The organism is Thiomonas bhubaneswarensis (genome assembly GCF_001418255.1).
GTDB classification, from domain to species: domain Bacteria; phylum Pseudomonadota; class Gammaproteobacteria; order Burkholderiales; family Burkholderiaceae_C; genus Thiomonas; species Thiomonas bhubaneswarensis.
In genome coordinates, this window is the sequence record NZ_LIPV01000008.1 from 38,150 (window position 1) to 62,265 (window position 24,116).

General features: G+C 65.9%; 21 protein-coding genes and 2 pseudogenes. 15 read left to right on the forward strand and 8 right to left on the reverse strand.

What is annotated here, in order from left to right; all coding sequences use genetic code 11:
- The 3 genes from xdhC to xdhA are packed head-to-tail and all read right to left on the reverse strand — an operon-like array spanning nucleotide 1 to nucleotide 4,877.
- Nucleotides 1-837 carry a xanthine dehydrogenase accessory protein XdhC gene (xdhC, locus tag ASC45_RS11215; protein ID WP_055451130.1) on the reverse strand — a complete coding sequence of 279 codons (837 nt, stop codon included), beginning with the start codon at nucleotides 835-837 and terminating at the stop codon, nucleotides 1-3.
- Between the two features lie 10 nt (nucleotides 838-847).
- Nucleotides 848-3,274 carry a xanthine dehydrogenase molybdopterin binding subunit gene (gene xdhB, locus ASC45_RS11220; protein WP_055451131.1) on the reverse strand — a complete coding sequence of 809 codons (2,427 nt, stop codon included), beginning with the start codon at nucleotides 3,272-3,274 and terminating at the stop codon, nucleotides 848-850.
- A 10-nt stretch (nucleotides 3,275-3,284) separates the two neighbouring features.
- Complete coding sequence (gene xdhA / locus ASC45_RS11225) at nucleotides 3,285-4,877, reverse strand: xanthine dehydrogenase small subunit (protein ID WP_055451132.1); 1,593 nt, start codon at nucleotides 4,875-4,877, stop codon at nucleotides 3,285-3,287.
- 144 nt (nucleotides 4,878-5,021) lie between these two features.
- Here xdhA and ASC45_RS11230 point away from each other — a divergent pair, with 144 nt between their 5' ends.
- The 8 genes and pseudogenes from ASC45_RS11230 to ASC45_RS11260 all read left to right on the forward strand — a co-directional run bounded on the left by ASC45_RS11230 (nucleotide 5,022) and on the right by ASC45_RS11260 (nucleotide 13,467).
- Nucleotides 5,022-5,948: a LysR family transcriptional regulator gene (locus ASC45_RS11230; protein ID WP_055451133.1), complete on the forward strand. Its 927-nt coding sequence runs from the start codon at nucleotides 5,022-5,024 to the stop codon at nucleotides 5,946-5,948.
- Nucleotides 5,949-6,034: 86 nt separating this feature from the next.
- On the forward strand, nucleotides 6,035-7,351 hold the full coding sequence (locus ASC45_RS11235) for an NCS2 family permease (RefSeq protein WP_055451134.1): 1,317 nt from the start codon (nucleotides 6,035-6,037) through the stop codon (nucleotides 7,349-7,351).
- A 9-nt stretch (nucleotides 7,352-7,360) separates the two neighbouring features.
- Nucleotides 7,361-8,698, forward strand: a complete 1,338-nt coding sequence (guaD, locus tag ASC45_RS11240; RefSeq protein ID WP_055451135.1) for a guanine deaminase — start codon at nucleotides 7,361-7,363, stop codon at nucleotides 8,696-8,698.
- A 96-nt stretch (nucleotides 8,699-8,794) separates the two neighbouring features.
- Nucleotides 8,795-9,313: pseudogene (locus ASC45_RS16250) on the forward strand (ATP-binding cassette domain-containing protein); the annotation flags it as partial.
- 297 nt (nucleotides 9,314-9,610) lie between these two features.
- Nucleotides 9,611-10,339 (forward strand): annotated as a pseudogene (locus ASC45_RS16255) (ATP-binding cassette domain-containing protein); the annotation flags it as partial.
- Nucleotides 10,326-11,381, forward strand: a complete 1,056-nt coding sequence (locus tag ASC45_RS11250; RefSeq protein ID WP_055451137.1) for an ABC transporter permease — start codon at nucleotides 10,326-10,328, stop codon at nucleotides 11,379-11,381. The pseudogene ASC45_RS16255 and the gene ASC45_RS11250, both read left to right, overlap by 14 nt.
- A 12-nt stretch (nucleotides 11,382-11,393) precedes the next feature.
- Nucleotides 11,394-12,314: an ABC transporter permease gene (locus ASC45_RS11255; protein WP_055451138.1), complete on the forward strand. Its 921-nt coding sequence runs from the start codon at nucleotides 11,394-11,396 to the stop codon at nucleotides 12,312-12,314.
- A gap of 58 nt (nucleotides 12,315-12,372) precedes the next feature.
- A complete protein-coding gene (locus ASC45_RS11260; RefSeq protein ID WP_055451139.1) occupies nucleotides 12,373-13,467 on the forward strand; it encodes a BMP family ABC transporter substrate-binding protein in 1,095 nt (364 codons plus the stop codon).
- 61 nt (nucleotides 13,468-13,528) lie between these two features.
- Here the strand turns inward: ASC45_RS11260 and ASC45_RS11265 are convergent, their stop codons facing one another.
- A complete protein-coding gene (locus ASC45_RS11265; protein WP_055451140.1) occupies nucleotides 13,529-14,230 on the reverse strand; it encodes a pirin family protein in 702 nt (233 codons plus the stop codon).
- A 162-nt stretch (nucleotides 14,231-14,392) separates the two neighbouring features.
- Here ASC45_RS11265 and ASC45_RS11270 point away from each other — a divergent pair, with 162 nt between their 5' ends.
- From ASC45_RS11270 to ASC45_RS11280, 3 genes are all read left to right on the forward strand, one after another.
- Nucleotides 14,393-15,427, forward strand: a complete 1,035-nt coding sequence (locus ASC45_RS11270) for an adenosine deaminase (protein WP_141655781.1) — start codon at nucleotides 14,393-14,395, stop codon at nucleotides 15,425-15,427.
- Nucleotides 15,424-15,996 (forward strand): DUF1415 domain-containing protein, encoded by a 573-nt coding sequence (locus tag ASC45_RS11275; RefSeq protein ID WP_055451142.1) that lies wholly within the window; start codon nucleotides 15,424-15,426, stop codon nucleotides 15,994-15,996. Before ASC45_RS11270 ends, ASC45_RS11275 begins: the two co-directional genes overlap by 4 nt.
- 74 nt (nucleotides 15,997-16,070) lie before the next feature.
- Nucleotides 16,071-17,060: a dienelactone hydrolase family protein gene (locus tag ASC45_RS11280; RefSeq protein ID WP_055451143.1), complete on the forward strand. Its 990-nt coding sequence runs from the start codon at nucleotides 16,071-16,073 to the stop codon at nucleotides 17,058-17,060.
- A gap of 31 nt (nucleotides 17,061-17,091) precedes the next feature.
- On the opposite strand, the gene ASC45_RS11285 is transcribed toward ASC45_RS11280, so the two are convergent.
- The 4 genes from ASC45_RS11285 to ASC45_RS11300 form a co-directional block, all read right to left on the reverse strand.
- Complete coding sequence (locus ASC45_RS11285) at nucleotides 17,092-17,526, reverse strand: universal stress protein (RefSeq protein ID WP_055451144.1); 435 nt, start codon at nucleotides 17,524-17,526, stop codon at nucleotides 17,092-17,094.
- 72 nt (nucleotides 17,527-17,598) lie between these two features.
- Nucleotides 17,599-18,033, reverse strand: a complete 435-nt coding sequence (locus tag ASC45_RS11290) for a universal stress protein (RefSeq protein ID WP_055451145.1) — start codon at nucleotides 18,031-18,033, stop codon at nucleotides 17,599-17,601.
- Nucleotides 18,034-18,172: 139 nt separating this feature from the next.
- On the reverse strand, nucleotides 18,173-19,036 hold the full coding sequence (locus ASC45_RS11295; RefSeq protein ID WP_055451146.1) for a sulfurtransferase: 864 nt from the start codon (nucleotides 19,034-19,036) through the stop codon (nucleotides 18,173-18,175).
- A gap of 119 nt (nucleotides 19,037-19,155) precedes the next feature.
- The gene (locus ASC45_RS11300) at nucleotides 19,156-20,262 is read right to left on the reverse strand and encodes an aromatic ring-hydroxylating oxygenase subunit alpha (protein WP_055451147.1); all 1,107 of its coding nucleotides are present in this window, start codon (nucleotides 20,260-20,262) and stop codon (nucleotides 19,156-19,158) included.
- Nucleotides 20,263-20,429: 167 nt separating this feature from the next.
- Between ASC45_RS11300 and ASC45_RS11305 the strand changes: the two genes are divergently transcribed.
- The 4 genes from ASC45_RS11305 to dxs are packed head-to-tail and all read left to right on the forward strand — an operon-like array spanning nucleotide 20,430 to nucleotide 24,115.
- A complete protein-coding gene (locus tag ASC45_RS11305; RefSeq protein WP_055451148.1) occupies nucleotides 20,430-20,696 on the forward strand; it encodes an exodeoxyribonuclease VII small subunit in 267 nt (88 codons plus the stop codon).
- Complete coding sequence (locus ASC45_RS11310) at nucleotides 20,689-21,654, forward strand: polyprenyl synthetase family protein (RefSeq protein ID WP_342665702.1); 966 nt, start codon at nucleotides 20,689-20,691, stop codon at nucleotides 21,652-21,654. The genes ASC45_RS11305 and ASC45_RS11310 overlap by 8 nt, the downstream gene beginning before the upstream one ends.
- 44 nt (nucleotides 21,655-21,698) lie before the next feature.
- Nucleotides 21,699-22,202: a disulfide bond formation protein B gene (locus tag ASC45_RS11315; protein ID WP_055451149.1), complete on the forward strand. Its 504-nt coding sequence runs from the start codon at nucleotides 21,699-21,701 to the stop codon at nucleotides 22,200-22,202.
- Nucleotides 22,202-24,115 (forward strand): 1-deoxy-D-xylulose-5-phosphate synthase, encoded by a 1,914-nt coding sequence (gene dxs, locus ASC45_RS11320; protein WP_055451150.1) that lies wholly within the window; start codon nucleotides 22,202-22,204, stop codon nucleotides 24,113-24,115. The genes ASC45_RS11315 and dxs overlap by 1 nt, the downstream gene beginning before the upstream one ends.
- Nucleotide 24,116 lies beyond the last annotated feature (1 nt).

Consider the following 24,116-nt stretch of genomic DNA (forward strand, 5'->3'; position numbering starts at 1 on the left):
TCAACCGATCTGTGCCGCCACCTGCAGCAACTGCGCCGCCACCGAGGCGGCGATCACTTCGGGCTCTTTGCCCTCTATCCCGGGGATGCCCACGGGACAGACCAGGCGCTGCTGCGCAGCTTCAGGAACGCCGCGCTCGGCCCATCTCCGCAGAAACCGGGCGCGCTTGGTGGCCGAACCGATAAGGCCGAACCAGCCGATGTCGTTGCGCCGCAGAATGGTCTCGCCAATGCGGAAATCGAGGTCGTGGCTGTGGGTCATGACCAGATAGAACGCACCGGGCGGCGCCGTGGCGACTTCGGCTTCCGGGACGTCCACGGCCAGGATGTGCAGCGTGGAGGGCCATGAGGTGGCGACGTCGGGTGCAAGCGCGTCGGGCGGGAACGCCTGCTTGCGCTCATCGATCCAGTCAACCGTACACGGCAGGGGACGCAGGGCGCGCACCAGGGCGCGGCCGACATGGCCGGCGCCGAAAAGCAGCAGATGGAACAGCGGCGCAGGTGTGGGCAGCGCGCCGCTGGCCGCGTGCTCGAAGCGCAGCTCGACATGACCGCCGCAGCATTGCCCGAGCGCGGGGCCGAGGGCGTGGCTTTCAAAATGCGGTTCGGCTGTATTTCCGGCGGCCCAGCGTACACGCAGTTGTCGCGCGGTGGCGATGGCTTGGTATTCCAGATGCCCGCCGCCGATGCTGCCGCGGGTTTGCGTGGCTCCGACCAGCATGCAGGTGCCTTGTTCGCGCGGCGCCGAGCCGCGCACGCGGCTGAGGGTGATGCGCACCCAGGGTGCCTGCTCGGCCTCGGCGCTGAGCACGGCTTGAGAGTTCGGTTCGCGATGCATGGCGGGATGTTCAAGCAGCGGCGCGCACCGCGTCGATGGCGTCGAGTATGACCTCGGGCGTGGCCGGCGCACGCAGGGGTGGATCGATGCGATGGTCACCGACGGCTGAGATGGCGTCGCGTATCGCCAACAGGACCGAGAAGGGCAAGAGCAAAGGCGGCTCGCCGACTGCCTTGGAGCGATGGATGGTGGGCTGAGCGTTGGGGTTGGAAAAAAGCGCGGTGCGAAACGTCGGCGGGCAGTCGTTGGCGGTGGGAATTTTGTAGGTGCTGGGGGCGTGGGTGAGCAGCAGGCCGGTTTTCGGATGCCACACCAGTTCTTCCAGCGTGAGCCAGCCCATGCCCTGGATGAAGGCACCCTCGATCTGCCCGATGTCGATGGCCGGATTGAGCGAGTTGCCCGCGTCGTGCAGCAGATCGGCGCGCAGCAGTCGCCATTCGCCGGTCAGGGTATCGACCAGCACTTCGCTGACCGCGGCACCGTAGGCGAAGTAATAGAACGGGTGGCCGGTGAGTGTCTTGGCATCCCAATGCAGGTCGGGTGTGGTGTAGAAACCGTCGCTCCACAGCTGCACCCGCGCAACATAGGCCTGTTGCACCAGGGTGGCAAAGGGCAGGGTGACATCGCCCGTATGCACCATGCCTCCACTGAACCGCACCGTCTCGGGGCGACCGCCGTACCGTTCTGCGGCGAAGGCCGCCAGGCGCTGGCGCAGGGTGCGGGCGGCATCCTGCGCGGCCATGCCATTGAGGTCGGCCCCCGTGGAGGCAGCGGTGGCCGAGGTGTTCGCCACCTTGTGGGTGTCGGTGGCGGTGCAGCGCACGGCGGCGAAGTCCAGCCCCAGTTCGTCGGCGACGACTTGCGCCACCTTGGTGTTCAGCCCTTGCCCCATTTCGGTGCCGCCGTGGTTCACCAGCACGCTGCCATCGGTGTAGATGTGCACGAGCGCACCCGCCTGGTTCAGGTGCACGACATTGAACGAGATGCCGAACTTCACCGGGGTGAGCGCCAGCCCCTTCTTGAGAACGGGGCTGTGGGCGTTGAAGCGGGCGATGTCGGCGCGGCGCGCGGAGTAGTCGGCGCTTTGCGCGAGCTGGTCCACCAGCGGGGTGATGACGTTGTCGGTCACGCCCTGGCCGTAGGGCGTGTGATGATTTTGGCCGATACCGTAGAAGTTGGCACGGCGTACCTGCAGGGCATCGTGCCCCAGTTTGCGGGCGATGGCGTCGAGCACGAACTCGGTGACGAGCGCGCCCTGCGGCCCGCCGAAGCCTCGAAATGCCGTGTTGCTCTGGGTGTTGGTCTTGGCCACGAATCCGTGGATGGCGACGTTGGGCAGCCAGTAGGCGTTGTCCACATGGCAGATGGCACGGGTGAGCACCGCACCCGAGAGGTCGGCGGAATGTCCGGCGTTGGCGATGAGCGTGACCTCGTAGGCGAGGATGCGGCCTTCGTCGTCGAAGCCCACGGCGTAGTCGTACTCGAAGCCGTGGCGGCGGCCGGTGATGAGGAAGTCGTCGTCGCGGTCGAGGCGCAGCTTCACCGGCCGCTGCAGCTTGTGCGCCGCCAGCGCCGCGCAGCAGGCGAACTGCGCCGACTGCGATTCCTTGCCGCCGAAGCCGCCGCCCATGCGCCGACATTCCACCTGCACCTGATGCTGCATCCAGCCCAGCATGTGCGCCACGACATGCTGCATCTCGCTGGGATGCTGGGTGGAACAGAGCACGCGCATGCCGGCGTTCTCAGCGGGCATGGCATAGGCCACCTGGCCTTCAAGGTAGAACTGCTCCTGTCCGCCCACGCTCAGGCTGCCGGTCAATTGGTGCGGGGCCGAGGCCATCGCCTGCTCAAGCGCACCGGGAGCCGTCTCGCGCTTCAGTTGCATGGGGGGCAGCACATACCGGCCCTGGGCATGGGCTTCTCGCGCGGTCAGCACGGCAGGCAAAGCTTCGGCCTGGATCACCTCGCGTGCCAGGGCCGCCGCACGGCGTGCGAGCGTCGGCGTGGTGGCGACGACCAGAAACACCGGCTGGCCGACGTAGCGCAGTTCGCCATCGGCGAGGATGGGGTCGTCGTGCACCACGGGGCCGCAGTCGTTCACGGCCGGGATGTCGGCAGCGGTGAATACGCCGACCACGCCCGGCTGCGCGCGCAGGCGGTCGAGGTCGATGCCCAGCAGCTTGCCGTGCGCGAGCGGCGACAGGCCGAGCGCTGCGTGCAGCGTGCCCTGAAGCTCGGGCGCATCATCGGTGTAGGTGGCCTGACCGCTGACGTGCAGATGCGCTGATTCGTGCGGCGGGCTGACGCCCACACGGGCGCCCTCGCGCAGGGCGGGCCATTCGGACTCGGGCCAGGGGTGCGCGCCGGATCGGGCGAAGTCGGCGATTTCTGGACCCGTCGCGGGGGCCGTCGGCAGGGAATCGAAAGGCTTGTTCATGTGAAGGTCTTCAAACGGCATGCAGCGCAGGCAGCTGGCCAGACCAGACGCTGCTCAGGCTGGAGGGCAGGGGCGCGTCGAGACGGGTTTCCAGCCAGAAACGCCACAGCAGATTGCGCGCAACGCGCTGCCGGTAGGCGCTGCTGGCCCGCAGATCGGTCAAGGGATGAAAATCGGCATCGAGCGCCTGCATGGCCTTGCGCACATTGGCCTCGTCCCACGGTTTGCCGAGCAACGCGGCTTCGGCCCCTGCCGCCCGTTTGACCACCGCGGCCATACCGCCAAAGGCCATACGCACATGCTCGACGCGGCCTTGCGCATCAAGCCGCAGGGCGAGGCCGCAGCTCACCGCCGAAATGTCGCAGTCGTAGCGCTTGGAGAGCTTGTAGGCCCGCAGCCGCAGCGCTTCGGTCTCGGGCATATCGGCGCCGGGCAGCGGTACCTCGATCGCCCGCAGAAACTCGCCGGGCTGCAGGGCGTTCTTCATGTAGTCGAGGTAGAAGTCGGCAAGTGGCAGGCGGCGCAGGGCTGGCCCGCGTTGCAGCAGCAGCACGGCATCGAGCGCGAGCAGCACGGGAGCGCTGTCGCCGATGGGCGAGCCGTTGGCCACATTGCCGCCCAAGGTGCCGGCATGGCGCACGGGCGGACCGGCGAAGCGCAGCGCCATCTCGCGCAGCTCGGGCCGGTGGCGCACCAGCGCGGCCCAGGCATCTTCCAGCGGCACGGCGGCGCCGATGCGAAGCAGGGCGCCATCGTGCTCCACGGCGTGCAGCTCGCGCACGTCGCCCAGGTAGATCAGATCGCCCACGTCGCGGAACTGCTTGTTCGTCCACAGGCCGATGTCCGTCGCACCCGCCAGGAGGGTGGCGTCTGGCCGCTCGGCTCGAACGGTGGCAAACCCTTCGAGCGTGCGCGGGGCGATGAAATGGTCGAGCCGGGAGGCACCCTGCGCCTCGGGGTAGGCCGGATTGGCGGCGGCGTGAACGAAGGGATCGGGCGTCTGCCCGGCGATCTGGCGCAGCAGCGCGGCGATGGGCTCGGCATCGAGCCGGGCCGCGGGCGCCTCGAACATGGCCTGGCCCGCATCGAGAATGGGGCGGTAGCCGGTGCAGCGGCAAAGATTGCCCGCCAGGTCGTCGGCGAGTTGCTGGCGCGTGGGCCGGGTGCCCGCGCCCAGGTGGCGCTCGTAGCTTGCGTACAGCGTCATGGCGAAGCCGGGGGTGCAGAAGCCGCACTGCGAGCCGTGGCAGTCGACCAGGGCCTGCTGCACCGGGTGCAGCCCCCGGCCCGGAGCGAGCGCCTGCAGGTCTTCGACGGTGAGAAGCGCCTTGCCGTGCAGGGTGGGCAGGTAGCGGATGCAGGCGTTGACCGGGCGCAGATGCAGCGGCCCCACGGCAACGGCACTCCCTCGGGCATTTGCGGGGTCGGCCAGTTCGGCCACGACCACGGTGCAGGCGCCGCAATCGCCCTCGGCGCAGCCCTCCTTGGTGCCGCAGTGGTGCGCGTGCTCGCGCAGCCATTGCAGCACGGTGGTGGTGACGGGCAGACCGCTGACCTCGGTGATCTGGCCGCGATGGACGAAGCGGATGGGTTGAGCGTTCATGACGGATTGCGGACCATCAGGCTAGGGAGAGAGAGGCAATGGCAGGGCCAGTTGCAAGTATTGGGCCACGATTCCTTCGCGACTGACATATGCTGAACTGTATACAAAACATGCGAGACGGCTGATGCCGCAAGGGGCTGCACCATGAACAATGCGCTGGACTCCATCGACCTGCACCTTATCCGGATCCTGCATACCGTGCTGACCGAATCGAACGTTTCCCGTGCCGCCATGCGCCTGGGCTCGACCCAGCCCGCCGTGAGCGCAGCGCTGCGCCGCTTGCGCGCCATCACCGGCGATGAACTTCTGGTGCGCAGCGGCAATGCCATGGTGCCGACCGCCTTCGGCGCGAGTCTGATCGAGCCCAGCGCCTGCATTCTGCGCGAGGCGCAGCGCCTGCTCGGCGGCGCGGCGCCGTTCGATGCGATGCACACGACCCGCCTGTTCCGTCTGGCCGCAGCCGACTACATGGACCCGGCCTTTCTGCCGCAACTCATCGCCACGCTCAAGCGCGAAGCGCCGCAGTGCGGCGTGGACGTGCTGCCGCTGTCGGCAACCCTGGATTACCGTCATGCGCTGGCAGCCGGCGATGTCGATGCCGTGCTGGGCAACTGGCTGGAGCCGCCCCAGGATCTGCACCTGGCGCCGCTGATCGAAGACGATATCGTCTGTCTGGTCGCAGCAAACCACCCTGCGCTGCGGCGGGGTCTGGATCTGGAGCAATATCTTCAGGCCGAGCATGTGGCGCCGTCGCCCTTGCGTGCCGCAGGCGAGGGCGTGATCGATCAGCATCTGCACCATCTGGGGCTGCAGCGCAACGTCACGGTGCATTGCGCCTTTTTCAATCTGATTCCGGGGCTGGTGGCACGCAGCCTGCTGGTGCTCACCACGGGACGTCGGTTCTGTCAACGCTATGTGGATGCCGGCATGGCCGTGCGCATCCTGCCTTGTCCGGTGCCGTTTCCCCCGCTGACTTATTACCTGCTGTGGCATGCCCGCGTGCATCTCGACGCGGCGCACCGCTGGCTGCGAGCGCATGTGCGCGAGGCGGCCACCCAGACACACGGCTGAACCGTTCTTGAATCCCGTGTCCGATCTGGCGCGGGGCATCGACTTCGCCACTTTGAGCGAAGCGTGAAAACCCGAGGAGACTGTCCATGAATCTGCGAACCTTGTTCAAGCTCGATGCGCACGGCACCGATGTCCGCACCGAGATCCTGGCGGGGGTGACGACGTTTCTCACCATGTCGTACATCATCTTCGTCAATCCCGACATCCTGTCCACCACCGGCATGGACAAGAGCGCGGTATTCGTGGCCACCTGTCTGGCGGCCGCGCTGGGCACCTTCATCATGGCCTTCGTCGCCAACTGGCCCATCGGTCTGGCGCCGGGTATGGGGCTGAACGCCTTTTTCGCGTTCACTGTGGTCAAGGGCATGGGCTTCACCTGGGAGCAGGCGCTCGGGGCGGTGTTCATCTCGGGGTGCATCTTCATCCTTCTGACCATCACCGGCGTGCGGTCGTGGCTGGTGGCGGGTATTCCCAAGTCGCTTCGCAGCGCCATTGCGGCAGGCATAGGCATGTTCCTGGCGATCATCGCGCTGTCGAACGCGGGCGTGGTGGTGGCCAATCCGGCGACCAAGGTCGGGCTGGGCAATCTGGCCTCGCTGCCCGTGGTGCTGGCGGCATGCGGCTTTCTGCTCATCGCCCTGCTCGACTACTGGCGGGTGCGTGGCGCCATTCTCATCGGCATCGTGGCGGTGACGCTGGCCAGCATGGCGCTCGGGCTGACCCGGTTTCAGGGCATCGTGTCGCTGCCGCCGAGCATCGCGCCGACCTTTCTGAAGCTCGACATCCTGGGCGCGCTGCATGCCGGGTTCTTCCACATCATTCTGGTGTTCGTGCTGGTGGAAATTTTCGACGCCACCGGCACCTTGACCGGCGTGGCGCGCAAGGCCGGGCTGCTCAAGGACGCCGGCAATGGCGCCAAGGACGGCCAGAGCGGTCTGGGTCGCGCGCTGTTCGCCGACAGTCTGGCCATCTTCTCGGGCTCGCTGTTGGGCACGAGCAGCACCACGGCCTATATCGAGAGTGCCTCGGGGGTACAGGCTGGCGGTCGTACCGGGCTGACCGCGCTGACCGTGGGGCTGCTGTTTCTCGCCGCGCTGTTCATCGCGCCGGTGGCCGCCGTGGTGCCGACTTATGCCACGGCACCGGCGCTGCTGTACGTGGCTGGGCTGATGATGCGCGAGTTGCTGGAAATCGACTGGAACGACATCACCGAAGCCGTGCCCTCGGCCGTGGCGGCCTTGATCATGCCTTTCACCTATTCGATCGCCAACGGCCTGGCGTTCGGCTTCATCCTCTACGCTGCGCTCAAACTGCTGACCAGGCGGGCACGCGAAGTGCACCCGGCGCTGTGGGTCGTGGCCGGGTTGTTCTTGCTTCGCTACGCGCTGTTTCCTTCCGACTGAACGCACACGATGACTGTCGATCACGCTCACCCTCCTTCCAACGACGCGCGCACGGCGCTGCGCGGCGACATCCTCTATTTCCTGCGCGATCCCGGCTGGAGCGAAGACGCCACCGGCGCGGTGCGCTTCGAGCCTGACGGCTGGTTGCTGATCGATCAGGGGAGGGTGGTCGCGGTACGCGCGGCCGACGAACCGCCCGATTCGAGCTGGGCGCGGCAAGACTGGCGCGGCCATCTGGTGATGCCGGGTTTCATCGATCCGCATGTGCACGCGCCGCAGCTCGATGTCATCGCCTCCTACGGCGCGGCGCTGCTCGACTGGCTGGAGCGCTACACCTTTCCCGCCGAGGCGCGCTACGCCGACGCCGGGCAGAGTCGCCTGGGCGCCGAGCGTTTTCTTAACGCGCTGCTGGCGCACGGCACCACCTCGGCGCTGGTGTTCGCCACGGTGCACAAGATCAGCAGCGAGGCGCTGTTCGAGGCAGGCCGTCAACTCGGCATGCGGCTCATCATCGGCAAGGTGCTGATGGACAGCAACTGTCCGGCCGATCTGCGCGATGACATCGCCCAAGCCGAGCAGGACTGCATCGAGCTGATCGAGCGCTGGCACGGTGTCGATCGCCTGGCCTATGCCGTGACGCCGCGTTTCGCCGCCACCAGCAGCGACGCGCAACTGGCCATGGCCGGTGGTCTGCTGCAGCGCTATGCAGGGCGCGCAGGTGGCCTCTACATGCAGACGCATGTGGCCGAGAACCGCGACGAAGTGCGGTGGATCGCCGAGCTGTTTCCCGACAGCCGCAGCTACCTCGACGTCTACGACCGCCACGGCCTGCTCACCCGCCGCAGCGTGCTGGCGCACGGCATCTGGCTCGACGACGCGGACCGCGCTCGCATGGCGCAGACCGGCAGCAGCATCGCCTTCTCGCCTTCGTCCAACCTGTTTCTGGGCAGTGGTCTGTTCGACTGGGCCAAGGCCGAAGCCGCCGGGGTGGGCGTGGCCCCGGCGAGCGACGTGGGCGGCGGCACCAGTCTGTGCCAGTTGCGCACCCTGGCCGATGGCTACAAGGTGCTCGCGCTCCAAGGCCAGCGCATGACGGCCTGGCAGGGGCTTTACGCCGCCACCCGGGGCGCGGCACGCGCCCTCGATCTGGAGCACGAGATCGGCCACTTCGCGCCCGGTACCGCGGCGGACGTGGTGGTGTGGCGCTGGGCCGAAGGCGCGGTGCAGCAGCGGCGCCAGGAGATGGCACGCAGCTTGCATGAGCGTTTGTTCGCGTGGATGATGCTGGCGGACGAGCGCAATGTCGCGGCTGCTTACATCGGCGGGCGGTTGCGCTATCGACCGTGAGCCGTTTAGGGGTGGGGCAGCATTCGCGTGCAGTCAGGTGTAGGACAATCCTTCACTTCGTTGCTTCGCATCACACGGCTTCCCTCTGTTTCCCTCATGCGGCTCGCGCTCGAACACATCAGCAAGTCCTATCCCGGCGTCAAGGCGAACGACGACATCAGCCTGAGCGTGCAGCCCGGGGAAATTCACGCCGTGCTGGGCGAAAACGGTGCGGGCAAGTCCACGCTGATGAAAATCATCTATGGCGCGGTGCAGCCCGATGCCGGGAGAATCGTCTGGAACGGCACGCCTGTTCGCATGAAAAACCCCGGCATGGCCCGCGAACTGGGCATCGCCATGGTGTATCAGCACTTCTCGCTGTTCGATACCCTCACGGCGGCCGAGAACATCTGGCTGGGACTGGGGCGCGGCATCAGCCTGTCCGAGGTGGAGACCCGCATCGACGCCATTGCGGCCCGCTACGGCCTGGACTGCGCGCCGCGTCGCCCGGTGCACACCCTGTCGGTCGGCGAGCGTCAGCGGGTGGAGATCATCCGCTGCCTGCTGGCCGATCCCAAGCTGCTCATCCTCGACGAGCCCACTTCGGTGCTCACGCCGCAGGCCGTCGAAAAGCTGTTTGTCGTCTTGCGCCAGCTCGCCGCAGACGGCTGCAGCATTCTCTACATCAGCCACAAGCTCGACGAGATTCGCAACCTTTGTCACAACTGCACCGTGCTGCGCGGCGGGCGGGTGAGCGGCCGGGTCGATCCTGCGCAGGAGACCGAGGCCAGCCTGTCGCGGCTGATGATCGGCGCCGATCCGCCCGCACTCCAGCACCGGCCGTCGCAACTCGGTGAGGTGCTGTTGAAGGTGGATGATCTGAACCTGCCGGGCGATGGCGAATTCAGCGTGGCCATAGCCCAGCTCTCGCTGCAGGTGCGCGGCGGGGAAATCCTGGGCATTGCCGGGGTGTCGGGCAATGGTCAGCAGGAATTGCTCGCCGCGCTGTCGGGTGAGGACACGCGCGCGCGGGCCGCTGCCGTGCAACTGGCGGGCGAGCCCGTGGGCACGCTCGGGCCGGGTGAGCGGCGCAAGCGCGGGTTGCATTTCATTCCGGAAGAACGTCTGGGAAGGGCGACGGTGCCGGTGATGTCGCTGGAGCAGAACATGCTGCTGACCGCGCGTCCCGCCGAGGTGACGCGCCACGGCCTGATCCGGCGCCAGACCCTGCGCGAGCAGGCGCGGGCGGTGATCGAGCGTTTCGGCGTCAAGGCCGCAGGCCCGCAGGCTGCGGCGCGCAGCCTGTCGGGCGGCAATCTGCAGAAATACATCGTGGGGCGAGAAATCCTCGGCAAGCCGCGCGTGCTCATCGTGTCGCAGCCGACCTGGGGGGTGGACGTGGGCGCGGCAGCGCAGATCCGCGCCGAGCTGCTGGCCCTGCGCGATGCGGGGTGCGCCGTGCTGGTCATCTCGGAAGAACTCGACGAACTGTTCGAGATCGCCGACCGTCTTCAGGTCATCGCCCGCGGCAAGCTGTCGCCCTCCATCGCCCGCACCGAGGCGACGGTCGAGCAGATCGGGGTCTGGATGAGCGGGCTGTGGCCGCAGGCGGCCCCCGGCGCAACGCCAGCCAACTCGGAGGTGAGCCATGCTGCGGCTTGAGCCCCGAGGCGTGCCGTCGAGAGTCATGGTGTGGCTGTCGCCGCTGCTGGCGCTGGCGATCACGCTGGCTTTCGGCGTGGCCATCTTTCTGGCCATGGGCAAGAACCCGCTGCACGGCCTGAGCATGTTCTTCTGGGAGCCGATCAAGAGCGCCTACAACCTGTCGGAGCTGGCGCTCAAGGCCAGCCCGCTCATCCTCATCGGCCTGGGGCTGGCGGCCTGCTATCGCAGCAATGTCTGGAACATCGGCGCCGAAGGGCAATACATCGTCGGCGCGATTTTCGGCGGCGGCGTCGCTCTGCTGGCTGGCGACAACACCCCGCACGCCATCGTGCTGCCCATTCTGTTGGCGGGTGTGCTGGGCGGCATGGTGTGGGCGGCGCTGGTGGCTCTGCTGCGCGACTGGTTCAACGCCAACGAAATCCTGGTGAGCCTGATGCTGGTCTATGTCGCGCAATACCTGCTCGACTACTTGGTGTACGGCCCGTGGAAAGACCCCGAGGGCTACAACTTCCCGCAGACCAAGATGTTCGCCGACCCAACCCTGCTGGGCCATCTGATCGAGGGCACGCGGCTGAACTGGGGCTTTCCGATCGCGCTGGTTGCCGTAGGGCTGGTGTGGGTGTTTCTGTTTCGCAGCGTGCAGGGTTTTCGGCTGCAGGTGGGCGGGCTGGCGCCTGGGGCTGCGCGCTACGCCGGGTATTCGTCGCGCAGGGCGCTGTGGACGGTGCTGTTGATGTCGGGCGGCTTCGCCGGTCTGGCCGGCGCTCTCGATGCCATCGGCCCGCTGCAGCAGCTCACGCCTCAGGTGTCGCAGGGCTACGGCTTCGCCGCCATCATCGTGGCCTTCGTCGGTCGCCTCAATCCGGTGGGCATCGTGCTGTCAGGCGCGCTGATGGCGATGTTCTACATCGGCGGCGAGCTGGCGCAGTCGCGCCTGGGTCTGCCCAATGCGATGACGGGCGTGTTTCAGGGCCTGCTGCTGTTCTCGCTGCTGGCCTGCGACACCTTGATCTACCACCGCATCCGCTTCAAACGCTGAAGGACCTCGAGCATGGACATGGCAGCATCGCTGATCGCTACCACCCTGAGTGCAGGCACGCCCTTGGCGCTGGCCTCGCTCGGGCTGTTGATCAACGAAAAATCGGGCGTGGTCAACCTCGGCGCCGAAGGCATGATGCTGATGGCCGCGGTCATCGGCTTTGCCGTAGCCTTGCATACGGGAAATCAGTGGATGGCCTTCGGGGCTGGCGCTCTGGCCGGGGCCTTGCTGGCGGGGGCGCTGGGCCTGCTGGTGATCTGGCTGAACACCAATCAATACGCCACCGGCCTGGCGCTCACGCTGTTCGGCGCAGGGCTGTCCGCCTTCATCGGCATCGACTATGTGGGCAAGACGTTGCCCAACTTCGGGCCGTTGAACATTCCGGTGCTGAGCCAGCTTCCCTTTTTCGGCCCGGCGCTGTTTCACCACCATCTCATGGTGTACCTGACCATCGTGCTGGCAGTCGGCCTGATCTGGTTCTTCGACCGCACCCGTGCCGGGCTGGTGCTGCGCGCGGTGGGCGAATCGCCGGAATCGGCGCATGCGCTGGGCTATCCGGTGCGGCGCATCCGTTTGCTCGCCCTGATGTGCGGCGGGGCGCTGGTGGGCGTGGCCGGGGCCTATCTCTCGGTGATCTACACGCCCCTGTGGGTGCAGGGCATGACGGCCGGACGGGGCTGGATCGCGCTGGCGCTGACCACCTTCGCCACCTGGCGCCCGGCGCGCGTGCTGCTGGGCGCCTATCTTTTCGGCGGCGTGACCATGCTGCAGTTTTTCTTTCAGGGCAGCGGCGTGCAGGTGCCGTCGCAGTTCCTGTCGATGCTGCCCTACATCGCCACCATCGTGGTGCTGGCGCTGATGTCGCGCAACCCGCTGTGGATACGCATCAACATGCCATCGTCCATCGGCAAGCCGTTCACCCCCGGGGGATGAGTCCTCCGGTAGGCACGATTTTTGTATACAGTTTCGTATTACTTTTTAGGAGGACTCCATGTTCAAAACTCTTTTGAAGAAGCCCCTGGTGGCGCTGGCGGCGGTCGCCAGCGTGTTGGCGATGGCGACCGCGCCAGCGCATGCGGCCGATCCGCTGAAGGTCGGCTTTATTTACGTCGGCCCGGTGGGCGATGCCGGCTGGAGCTACGCCCACAACCAGGCGCGACTGGCGCTGCAGGCCAAGTTCGGCGACAAGATCAAGACCCAGTTCGTCGAGAGCGTGCCCGAAGGACCCGACGCGGCGCGCGTGCTCCGCGACCTGGCGCAGCAGGGCGACGGACTGATTTTCGCCACCAGTTTTGGTTACATGGAGTCGGTGCTGCGCGTGGCCAAGGACTTCCCCAACGTCAAGTTCGAGCACGCCACGGGTTACAAGACGGCGAAAAACGTCGGCACCTACGACGCCCGCACCTACGAGGGTGCGTATCTGGCTGGGGTGATCGCCGGTGGCGTGACCAAGACCAATGTGCTCGGCGTGGTCGGCTCGGTGCCCATTCCCGAAGTGATCCGCAACATCGACTCGTTCACCCTGGGTGCGCAGTCGGTCAACCCCAAGATCACGACCAAGGTCGTCTGGGTGAACAAGTGGTTCGATCCGCCGAAGGAAACCGAAGCGGCCACCTCGCTCATCAATCAAGGCGCCGACGTGCTGTTCCAGAACACCGACTCGCCCGCCGTGCTGCAGACCGCGGCGAAAATGGGCAAATACGGCTTCGGCTGGGACAGCAATATGGCCAAGTTCGGCGGCAAGGCGCATTTGGCTTCGGCCACCATCAACTGGGCGCCACTCTATGAAATGCTGACCGACGAGGTGCTCAAGGGAACCTGGAAGCCGGCGCAATACTGGTGGGGCATGAAGCACGACACCATTCAGTTGCAGGACATCAGCCCTGCCGTGCCCGAGTCGCTGAAAAAGACCGTGCTGGAACGCGAGGCGGGTCTGAAGAACGGCACCTTCAACATCTGGAAGGGCCCCATCGTCGATCAGTCGGGCAAGACCGTGGTCGCTGCGGGCCAGGTGGCCGACGACAAGTTCCTCCACGGCATCACCTTCTACGTCAAGGGTGTGGAAGGCAAGGTGCCCGGGCAGTAAGCAGAGTCGACTTCCCCTGAAGCCGGGCCGTTTGCTGCATGCACCGGCCCGGCTTCTTCATTCAGGGCGCTGCATCGACCAGCACGACTTCTGCGTCGTCGATGGCCGTCACGCGCAACACCGTTTCATCGCGAATGGCAGCGCCATCGCGCGGGTTCAGCCCCACGCCGTTGACCTCGACTCTGCCTTTGGCCGGGACGAGATAGGCCATGCGACCCGCGCCCAGGGAGTATTCGGTCGAGTCGCCCGCCTTGAGGGTGGCACCCAGCACTCTGGCCTCGGCGCGGATCGGCAGCGCCTCGGCATCGCCCGGCAGGCCGCTGGCCAGGGCGACGAAACGCCCTGTGCGCTCGCCTTTCGGAAAAGGTTTGGTGCCCCAGGACGGCGGCTCGCCGCGACGGTTGGGCAGAATCCAGATCTGAAAGATCGTGGTGGGTCCAGGTTCATGGTTGTATTCGGCATGGCGGATGCCGGTGCCCGCACTCATCACCTGGACGTCGCCCGCCTCGGTGCGACCGCGATGGCCCAGACTGTCTTCGTGGGTGATGGCGCCTTCGCGCACATAGGTGATGATTTCCATGTCCGCGTGCGGGTGCGGCGCGAAACCGGTCGAAGGAGCAATGGTGTCGTCGTTCCGGACGCGTAGCGCGCCCCAGTTCATCCGCGCAGGGTCGTGATAGCCGGCGAAGGAGAAATGGTGTCGCGTGTCCAGCCAGTCGAGGCGGTCACCGCCGAGTTTTTCAAGCGGTCTGCGTTCGATCATGTCGTGCTCCTGTAGGGAAGGCCAGCCATCGGACGCAACATAGTCCAAGAGTGGGGGTTTTGCTTGGGGCGGGGCGCAGCGGCAACCCCTTCGCGGGCTGCGTCTACACTCATTCAACTGTTTTCAGAGGCCGTCAATATGCTCCGTCCAGACCTTGCCCCCATGCCTGAACAGCGCGTGGCCGAACTGCTTTGCGTCAGCCCCAAGGCCGAGTTGCATGTGCACATCGAGGGCACGTTGGAGCCCGAGCTGATCTTCGCCTTGGCTCGGCGCAACGGCGTGACGCTGCCCTATGCGGATGTGGAGTCGCTGCGACGGGCCTATGCCTTCACCGACCTGCAATCTTTCCTCGACCTGTATTACGCCGGATGCGATGTGCTGCGCACCGAACAGGACTTTTTCGATCTGGCCTGGGCTTACTTTCAGCGTGCCGCGCAGGATCATGTGGTGCGGGTCGAGCCGTTCTTCGATCCGCAGAGTCACATGGCTCGCGGCGTCGGTTTCGAGGTGTTCATGCCGGCCTTCATCCAGGCTGCGCGGCGCGCGCAGGACGAGCTGGGCTTGAGCGTCGGCTGGATCGTGAGCGTGCTGCGCCATCTGCCCGAGGAAGACGCCCTGCAGACCCTCGAAGCGGCCGAAACGTGGCTCGATCATCTCATCGGCATCGGCCTCGATTCATCCGAACGCGGCAACCCGCCCGAGAAGTTTGCGCGGGTCTTCGCCCGAGCCCGCCAGCTTGGCCTGCATGCGGTGGCACATGCCGGCGAGGAGGGGCCGCCAGCCTATGTGCGCGGCGCCCTGGATGTGCTCCATGTCGAGCGCATCGACCACGGCGTGCGCGCCAGCGAAGATCCAGCCCTGATGCAGCGCCTGGCGCGCGAGCAGGTACCGCTCACGGTCTGCCCGCTGTCGAATGTGCGGCTGTGCGTGGTGTCCGATCTGGCTGAGCACAATCTGCCGCAGTTGCTCGATGCGGGGCTGAAGGTCACGGTCAATTCGGACGACCCGGCGTATTTCGGCGGTTATGTGAACGACAACCTCACTCAGTTGTTCGCGGCTCAACCCGCTTTGGGCGCGCCGCAGGCCTATGCCCTGCTGCGCAACAGCCTGGAGGCCAGCTTCGCCGCCGATGGCGACAAGGCGCTCTGGATCGCCCAGCTCGATGCACGGTGGCATGCCGCGGGGAGCGCAGGATGACGGGCGTGGCCACCTCGGAGGATGCGGTCGTCGCCCAGACTCGCGCGTGGGTGGACCGCCTGGTGATCGGGCTGAACCTGTGCCCCTTCGCCAGGGCGCCACAAGTCAAGGGGCGTATCCGTTACGTCCACAGCACAGCAGCGACGCCGGAAGATCTGCTGCATGCGCTCGGTGACGAACTCCGGCTTTTGGCTGGCATCGCCCCGGAAGAAGTGGAGACCACGCTGCTCATCCACCCGAAGACACTCACCCATTTCGCGCACTACAACGCTTTTCTCGACGAGGCCGAGGCGCTGCTGGTGCGTCTGGAACTGCTGGGCACGCTGCAGATCGCGAGTTTTCATCCGCACTATCGATTCAGCGGCACGCGTCCCGACGACGTGACCAACGCCACCAACCGCTCGCCGTTTCCCATGCTGCATCTGATACGCGAATCGAGCATCGACCGCGCCGTGGCGGCATTTGCCGATACCGCCTCGATCTACCGGACCAATCAGGCCACCATGCGCCGCCTCGGCAAACAGGGTGTTGCCGCCTTGCTCGCCGAGTGCCGCGAAACGGGCCGGTAGGGGGTTATCCCCACCTCCATCTAAGGATTGTCGCGCTGTAGCATCTGCTCACATTTCCAAGCGAGGAGACTGTGATGTGGAATGAGAATCTGAAGTCTGAATTCCAGAGCCTCGCCCCGGGCCGCCCGGAGGGCGAGCTTTCCAGGCGCGAGTTCGTGCGCACCGCGCTTGGGGTGGGATTTGCCGCCGCGGCCGGGCCGGTGATGGCGCAGACCGTGGTGCAGACCCCGGCAGACGGACTGCTCGCGGGGGACGTGCAGATCGAATCCGGCGGGGAGAAGATTCCGGTCTATCGTGCACAACCCAAGGGCAAGACCGATCTTCCGGTGGTGCTGGTGGTGTCGGAAATCTTCGGGGTGCACGAGTACATCGCGGACGTCGCGCGGCGTTTCGCGCATCAGGGCTATCTCGCGCTTGCGCCCGATCTGTTCGTGCGGCAGGGCGACCCCATGGCCTACGGCAGCATTGCCGAAGTGATGAGCAAGGTCATCTCCAAGGTGCCTGATGCCCAGGTGCTGCAGGATCTCGATGCCTGCCGTACCTGGGCGCTGGCCAACGGCGGCAAGGCCGGGCATGTGGGCATCACCGGGTTCTGCTGGGGCGGACGGTTCGTCTGGCTCTACTGCGCTCACGCCCCCGTGCAGGCGGGCGTGGCCTGGTATGGCCGACTGGTGGGCACGCCTTCGGAGCTGTCACCCAAGAACCCGGTGGACATCGCCCGCGATCTCAAGGCGCCGGTGCTCGGGCTTTACGGCGGCAAAGACCAGGGCATCACCCAGGAGTCCGTGGAGCAGATGCGCAAGGCGCTCGCCGCAGGCAGCGCCGCGGCCAAGGACTCGGAGATCGTGGTGTACCCCGACGCCGGTCACGGTTTTCACGCCGACTATCGGCCCAGCTACAACGCCAAAGACGCCGAGGACGGCTGGAAGCGTGCGCTGGCCTGGCTGCGCCAGCATCAGGTGTCCACCATCGCCTCCGCCGAAGAACCGCCGCAGGATGGCATGTGCCAGACCGAACGAGGGTTTCCGCAGATCTTTCCGGTGGACAAGTTGCTCAGCGGTTAGCGCCTATTCCTCAAGGCTGTACCTGCGGCTGTCAGCGAACCACGAGCACCGGCAGCTTGGAATGCGACAGCACCCGTGAGGTCTGGCTACCCAGCATGGCCGAGCTGAGGCCGCTGCGCCCGTGCGAGGCGATGATGATGGCGTCGCAACCCCGCTTATCCGCCGCAGCCAGCAGACCTCGCCACGCCTGGGCATCTTCCTCGACAACAGTGTCGCAGCTCAGCCCGGCGGCCTGCAGACGGTCGTGCATGCGTTGCAGAGCCGCGTTGGCTTGTTTGCGCACTTCCTCCTGCCATTGATCCATGCCCACGGGCATGACCTCGATGGCGCCGATGTAGGGGTAGAGGTCGATGACCGAACAAACCGTGATCTTGGACCCGAATTTTTTCCCCAGCTCGATGGCGTAGGGCAAAACCATTTCTGCAAGCTCGGAGCCGTCGGTGGACAGCAGGATGTGGTTGAACATGGGAGTGCTCCTTTTGATGAGTTGATTGCGCAGGGCTGCCTGCCATGCGGCCTCGCAGCCCCGCTGTCTGACTTAGCGCAGTACCAGCACCGGCACGGTGGAATGGGTCAGCAGCTTCTGGGTTTCGCTGCCCAGCAGCAAAGCCTGCACACCGCGGCGGCCATGCGAGGCGATGACCACCAGATCACAGCCCCGATCCTTGGCGACGTCGAGCATGGCCTTCCAGGGATGGATGTCCTCGGCAATGACCGGCTCGAACGGCACGGCGCCTGCGGCGCATGCGTCCTGGAGGGGTTTGAGGGCATCTTCGGCCAGCTTGGTCACGTGAACGCGGTATTGGTCTGCGGTGATGGGCACGCTCTCTGCCAGCCCGGAGTAGGGATAAGGATCGGTGACATTGAGGCCGACGACCGCAGCATTGCAGCTCTTGGCCAGCGCGACGGCATGAGGAATCACCTTGCTGCCGGTTTCAGAACCATCGGTGGGGACGAGAATTTTCTTGTACATGGCGATCTCCTTATCGGGTGGGAAAACGGTTAAGGGATGAGGTTCGTCGAATCTCAACCACTGACCATATGCTGCTCCGCGAATGTATCGCGTGACTTGTTGCAGATCAAAACGCACGGCCCCCCGGAGGGTGGGCAGGTCAGGCTTTGCCTGGGTCGCGGCCGGTGGCGACCGGGCGCTGTGGGTCGGCGCACCATTCGCTCCATGAGCCCGGGTAGAGCTGACTGCCATCCATGCCGGCGTGCATCATGGCCAGCAGGTTGTGGCAGCTCGTGACGCCCGAGCCGCAATGGTGGATCACATCGCGCGGGTCCCAGTCTTCGAGCAACGCTGTGAACTCCGAGCGGAGTTGCTCGCGAGACTTGAACGTGCCGTCGGGCTGCAGATTGGTCTGGAAAAAGCGGTTTCTTGCACCGGGAATGTGGCCGCCGACAGGGTCGATCGGCTCGACCTCGCCGGCATAGCGCTCCGGTGCGCGGGCATCGAGCACCAGATGTCTGGCGCTCTGGAGGTTGTCGAGCACATGGTCGGCCGACACCGCGCCGACCCTTGCCGCGCCGCGTTTGAAGTCGCCAGGCGCGCGCGCGGGGGGCGATTGAACTTCGCTGGCACCGCCAGCCGCCGTCCAGGCTTGCCAGCCGCCGTCGAGTACGGCCACCGCGTCGTGACCGAGCCAGCGCAGCATCCACCAAAGACGCACGGCAAAGCTGCCGCCGGCGCGGTCATAGACGACAACCTGCTGACCTTGACGCAGACCCAGGCGGGCCAGCATCGCGGCGAAAGCGTCGGGATCGGGCAGGGGATGACGACCGTTGCGACCTGTTTTCGGCGCCGAAAGATCGTCGTCGAGATGAAGGAAGATCGCTCCGGGAATGTGGGCTTGTTCATATGCCCGTCGCCCCGCATCGGGCTGGGCGAGGTCGTGGCTACTGTCGACGATGAACGGCTCTTTCAGCTTGGCCAGTTCAGACGCGGAGATCAGGGTGGTGTAGGGATTGGACATGGCGGGGCGTGGTGCTGCAGACAAACGCGATTGGAGAGGTAACCAGAACCATAAAGCAAAAACCCCGCATGGGGTTGCCGATGCGGGGCGAACGGGCAGGGGGGATTGTTCGCAAGCGCTCAGGCCGGAACCTGCAGCTTGTTGCGGTACCAGGCGTGGAAGTGTCGCATGCCGTCTTCCATCGGAGACTGGTAGGGACCGTGCTGGTCGTCGCCGCGCTCGAACAGGGCCTTGCGTCCGGCGTCCATGCGCTCGGCAATCTCGTCGTCCTCGTCACAGGTTTCCATGTAGGCCGCGCGCTCAGCCACGATGAACTCGCGCTCGAACGCCGCGATTTCTTCCGGATAGAAAAATTCGACCATGTTCAGGGTCTTTTGCGGGCCCAGCGGATAGAGCGTGGAGATCACCAGCACATGCGGATACCACTCCAGCATGATGTTGGGGTAGAGGGTGAGCCAGATGGCGCCATGCTCGGGCAGCTTCTTGTCGGAGCGGAAGTTGAGCACGGCCTGGTGCCACTTGCTGTAGACCGCGCTGCCGGGGTGTTGCAGACCTTCGTGAACCCCCACCGTCTGCACGCTCCACTCGGGCGCGAACTGCCATTGCAGCGCGCTGCAATCGACGAACTTGCCCAGCCCGGGATGGAAGGGGACGACGTGATAGTCCTCGAGATAGACCTCGATGAAGGTCTTCCAGTTGTAGTTGCAGACGTGCATTTCCGTGTGGTCGTGCACGAAGCCGGTGAAGTCGAACTCCTTGAGCACGGACAGTTGCTGCATGGTTTCGGCCACGGGGTAGCCGTTGTCCTCGAACAGCATGCCGTTCCAGCGCTGCAGCGGATATTTCTGCAGGTGCAGGCAGGGGTCTTGCTCGAAATGAGGGGCGCCGACGAGCTGGCCGTCGAGGCCGTAGGTCCAGCGATGCAGTGGGCAGACGATGTTCTTGCCCGTACTGCCCATGCCACGAAGCATCACGGCCTGGCGATGGCGGCAGACGTTGGAGAGCAGTTCGATGCCTTCGGACGTGTGGATCAGCGCCCGGCCTTCGCCCTCCTGAGCGAGAGCGGCGTAGTCGCCGATCTTGGGCACCGTGAGTTCATGTCCGAGGTAGCGTGGGCCAGAGCGGAAAATCTGTTCCTGTTCCAGCTTGAACAGGTCGTCATCGAAATAGGTCGAAACCGGCAATTGCAAATGATCTTGCGACAGACGAATGCTCAGATCGGACATGATGGGGATGCACCTCCACAATTCGTTGAAATGGACCACAACCTAATTCGGCTCCCGATTGTAGAGTCCATGCTTGCAGCCAAGACGGGGTGCGGCGCCTAAAATGCAAAGCTTTCCCGTTCCTGCCCCCGGGTTGCCGACAACGCTATCGGCCCCGGCCCGATCCGATGCCAGCCGCGAAATCCGCCCGCCATACCGACGCCGCCCCAGCCAGCTATGAGCAGGCGCTGGTCGAGCTGGAGCAGATCGTGCAGGCGATGGAAGGCGGGCAGCTCAGTCTCGACGATACTCTGGCGGCCTACAAGCGCGGCAACCTGCTGCTGCAATACTGCCGAGACAAGCTGCAGGCCGTCGAGCAGCAGGTGCAGGTTCTCGATGGCGAGCAGCTTCAGCCCCTGCGCACCGAACCGGACGAGGAGGACGACCGTGTCTGATGTCGCCCACCTCGAGGGTGCCGCTGCAGCCCCCAAGCTGGCGGATCGGCCGTCGTTCGACGACTGGCTGCGTCAGCACCAGGAACGCGCGCAGACCTTGATCGAACACTACGTTCCTCAGCAGCATCCCTTGGTGCCGCAGTTGCATGAGGCCATGCACTACGCCGCAGCCATGGGCGGCAAGCGCGTGCGCCCCCTGCTCGTCTGGGCTGCGGGCGAGTGCGTGCAGGGTGAAGCACAGGCTCTCGACCGTGCCGCCTGCGCGGTCGAGCTGGTGCACGCCTATTCGCTGGTTCACGACGATCTGCCCTGCATGGACGACGATGTGCTCAGGCGCGGCCAGCCCACCACCCATGTGCGGTTTGGCGAGGCGCTGGCGCTGCTGGCCGGCGATGCGCTGCAAGCATTGGCCTATGAAGTGCTCACGCCCGAAGATGAGATCGCGCCGCCACTGCAGGCTCGGCTGTGTGCGCTGCTGGCGCGTGCCTCGGGCGCCGATGGCATGGCGGGTGGTCAGACGCTGGACATTCTCGCCACGGGCGGGGCGGTCAGCGGCGACGATCTGATGCACATGCACCGCCGCAAGACCGGCGCCCTGCTCAAGGCCAGCGTGCTGATGGGCGCAGCCTGTGGCGGAGTCCATCCGGCCTCTGCCTCGTCGCCGACGCACAAGGCGCTCGAAATCTACGGCGATGCCGTGGGCCTGGCTTTCCAGGTGGTCGACGACATTCTCGATGTGACCGCCGACTCTCACACCCTGGGCAAGACCGCCGGCAAGGACGCCCAGCAAAACAAGTCCACCTACGTCTCGGCGCTCGGGCTCGATGCCGCGCGCACCCTGGCACACGGTCTGCGCGACAAGGCTCAGGCCGCGCTCGACACCCTTGCGCCGCCGCAGCGCGCGGCCAGCCAGCGCCTGCGCGAGCTGGCCGATCTCATCGTGCTGCGCGGGTATTAAGCGCGGCGTATCTTTCGCAAGGCCGACCTCTTCGAGATGCCCCGATGAACCGAGAACGCGCAACTGCCGCCTTGCCCATGCTCGCCGCCGCGACGGCGCTGGGCGCGCTCGGTGGGGCGCTCTGGCTGCAGCGCAAGGGTTTTGCGCCTTGTCCGCTGTGTATCCTGCAGCGCATGACCTATCTGGCGGTGCTCGTGTTCGCGCTGTTTGCGCGCAGCCTGATGCGGTCGCGCCTGGCGGCGCAAATCGTGCTCGGCCTGGGCGTGGTGAGTGGGCTGGTCGGTCTGGGCTTCGCGGCACGGCATATCTGGCTGGTGCTGCACCCGGGGCAGCTCTGCGGTCTGGACCCGCTGGCTGCCGTCATCAATCATTGGCAGCTCACGCAGTGGGCGCCGTGGATGTTTCGTGCCGATGGCCTTTGCGCCGATACGCCATCGATTTTCGGCCTTGCGCTGCCGTTCTGGTCGGCGGTCGGCTTCGCCCTGACGATGGCCTTGCTGCTGGTCGCGATGCGTCGGCTGGCCTCTTCTTCACACGCTGATCAATAGTGACTGCATCGTTTTCGCTGCTCAACCGCATCGCCTCGCCCGCCGATCTGCGCGGGCTCGATCGCGCGCATCTCCGGCAACTTGCCGCCGAGTTGCGCGAGTTCATCCTGCAATCAGTCTCGCGTACCGGGGGGCATCTTTCCTCCAATCTGGGCACGGTGGAGCTGACCATCGCGTTGCACGCTGTCTTCAACACTCCGCACGACCGGCTGGTGTGGGATGTCGGTCATCAGACCTATGCCCACAAGATTCTGACCGGGCGCCGCGAGGGCATGCGCGGTCTGCGGCAGAAGGGCGGCATTTCCGGCTTTCCCCGCCGGGAAGAATCGTCGTTCGACACTTTCGGCACCGCCCACTCGTCCACGTCCATTTCGGCCGCGCTGGGCATGGCGCTTGCGGCGCAGCGCAAGGGAGAATCGCGCCGCGTGGTCGCCATCATCGGCGATGGCGCGCTGACCGGCGGCATGGCCTTCGAGGCGCTCAATAACGCCGGCGTGCACCCCGAAGCCGATCTGCTCATCGTGCTCAACGACAACGACATGTCGATCTCGCCGCCGGTGGGCGCGCTCAATCGCCACCTCACCGGCCTGCTGTCTGGCGGCCTGTTCACCGCCGCGCGCAGTACCGCCAAACAAGTGCTCAGCGCCGCACCGCCCTTGCTGGGCCTGGCGCGCCGGCTGGAGGAATATGCCAAGGGCCTCGTGGCGCCTTCGCCTTTGTTCGAGGAACTCGGAGTGAAGTATTTTGGGCCGATCGATGGTCACGATCTCGATGCGCTCATCCCGACTCTGCACAACCTGCGCGACATGCACGGGCCCATCCTGCTGCATGTGGTGACCAAGAAGGGGCAGGGCTACAAACTGGCCGAAGCCGACCCGGTGGCCTATCACGGCCCGGGCCGCTTCGACCCAGCCGTGGGACTGGCGCCCGGCAAGCCGGGCAAGGCGCCGACCTTCACCCAGGTGTTCGGCCAGTGGCTTTGCGACATGGCGCAGGCCGACGCGCGTCTGGTGGGCATCACGCCGGCGATGCGCGAGGGCTCGGGCCTGGTCGAATTCGCCGAGCGTTTTCCGCAGCGCTACTTCGATGTCGGCATCGCCGAACAGCATGCGGTGACCTTTGCCGCTGGTCTCGCCTGCGAAGGGCTCAAGCCCGTCGTGGCGATCTATTCGACTTTTCTGCAGCGTGGCTACGATCAGGTGATTCATGACGTGGCCATCCAGAACCTGCCGGTGATGTTTGCGGTGGATCGCGCCGGCGTGGTCGGCGCGGACGGGGCGACCCATACCGGCGCCTTCGACATTCCTTTCCTGCGCTGCGTGCCGAACCTGAGCGTGCTGACCCCGGCCGATGAAAACGAGTGCCGACACATGCTCACCACCGCCTATCGTCACGACGCTCCGGCGGCGGTGCGCTACCCGCGTGGCAGCGGTGCCGGCGTGGCCGTTCAGGCGTCTTTGGTCGTGCTGCCCTGGGGGCAGGCCCAGCCGCGGCGCGCCAGCGGCGCCCAGCCGGGTCAGCGCATCGCCATTCTGGCGTTCGGGCCGGTGCTCTACGCGGCTTTGCAGGCCGCAGAGACCTTCGATGCCAGCGTCATCAATATGCGCTTCGTGAAACCGCTCGACACCGCGGCATTGCTGGCAGCCGCGCGCAGCCATGATGCGCTGGTCACCGTCGAAGAGGGCGTGGTCATGGGCGGCGCCGGCTCGGCCTGTCTGGAGGCTCTACAGCAAGCAGGCGTTCAGATCCCGGTGCTCAACCTCGGTCTGCCCGATGCCTGGATCGAACACGGCGATCCGGCGCAGATCACCACCGACCTCGGGCTGGATGCCGCGGGCATTGCCGCGAGTGTGCGCAAACGCTTCGGCACCATGCTCAGCCCCGCTGGGCGGCAGCGCGCCGCCAACGAATGAC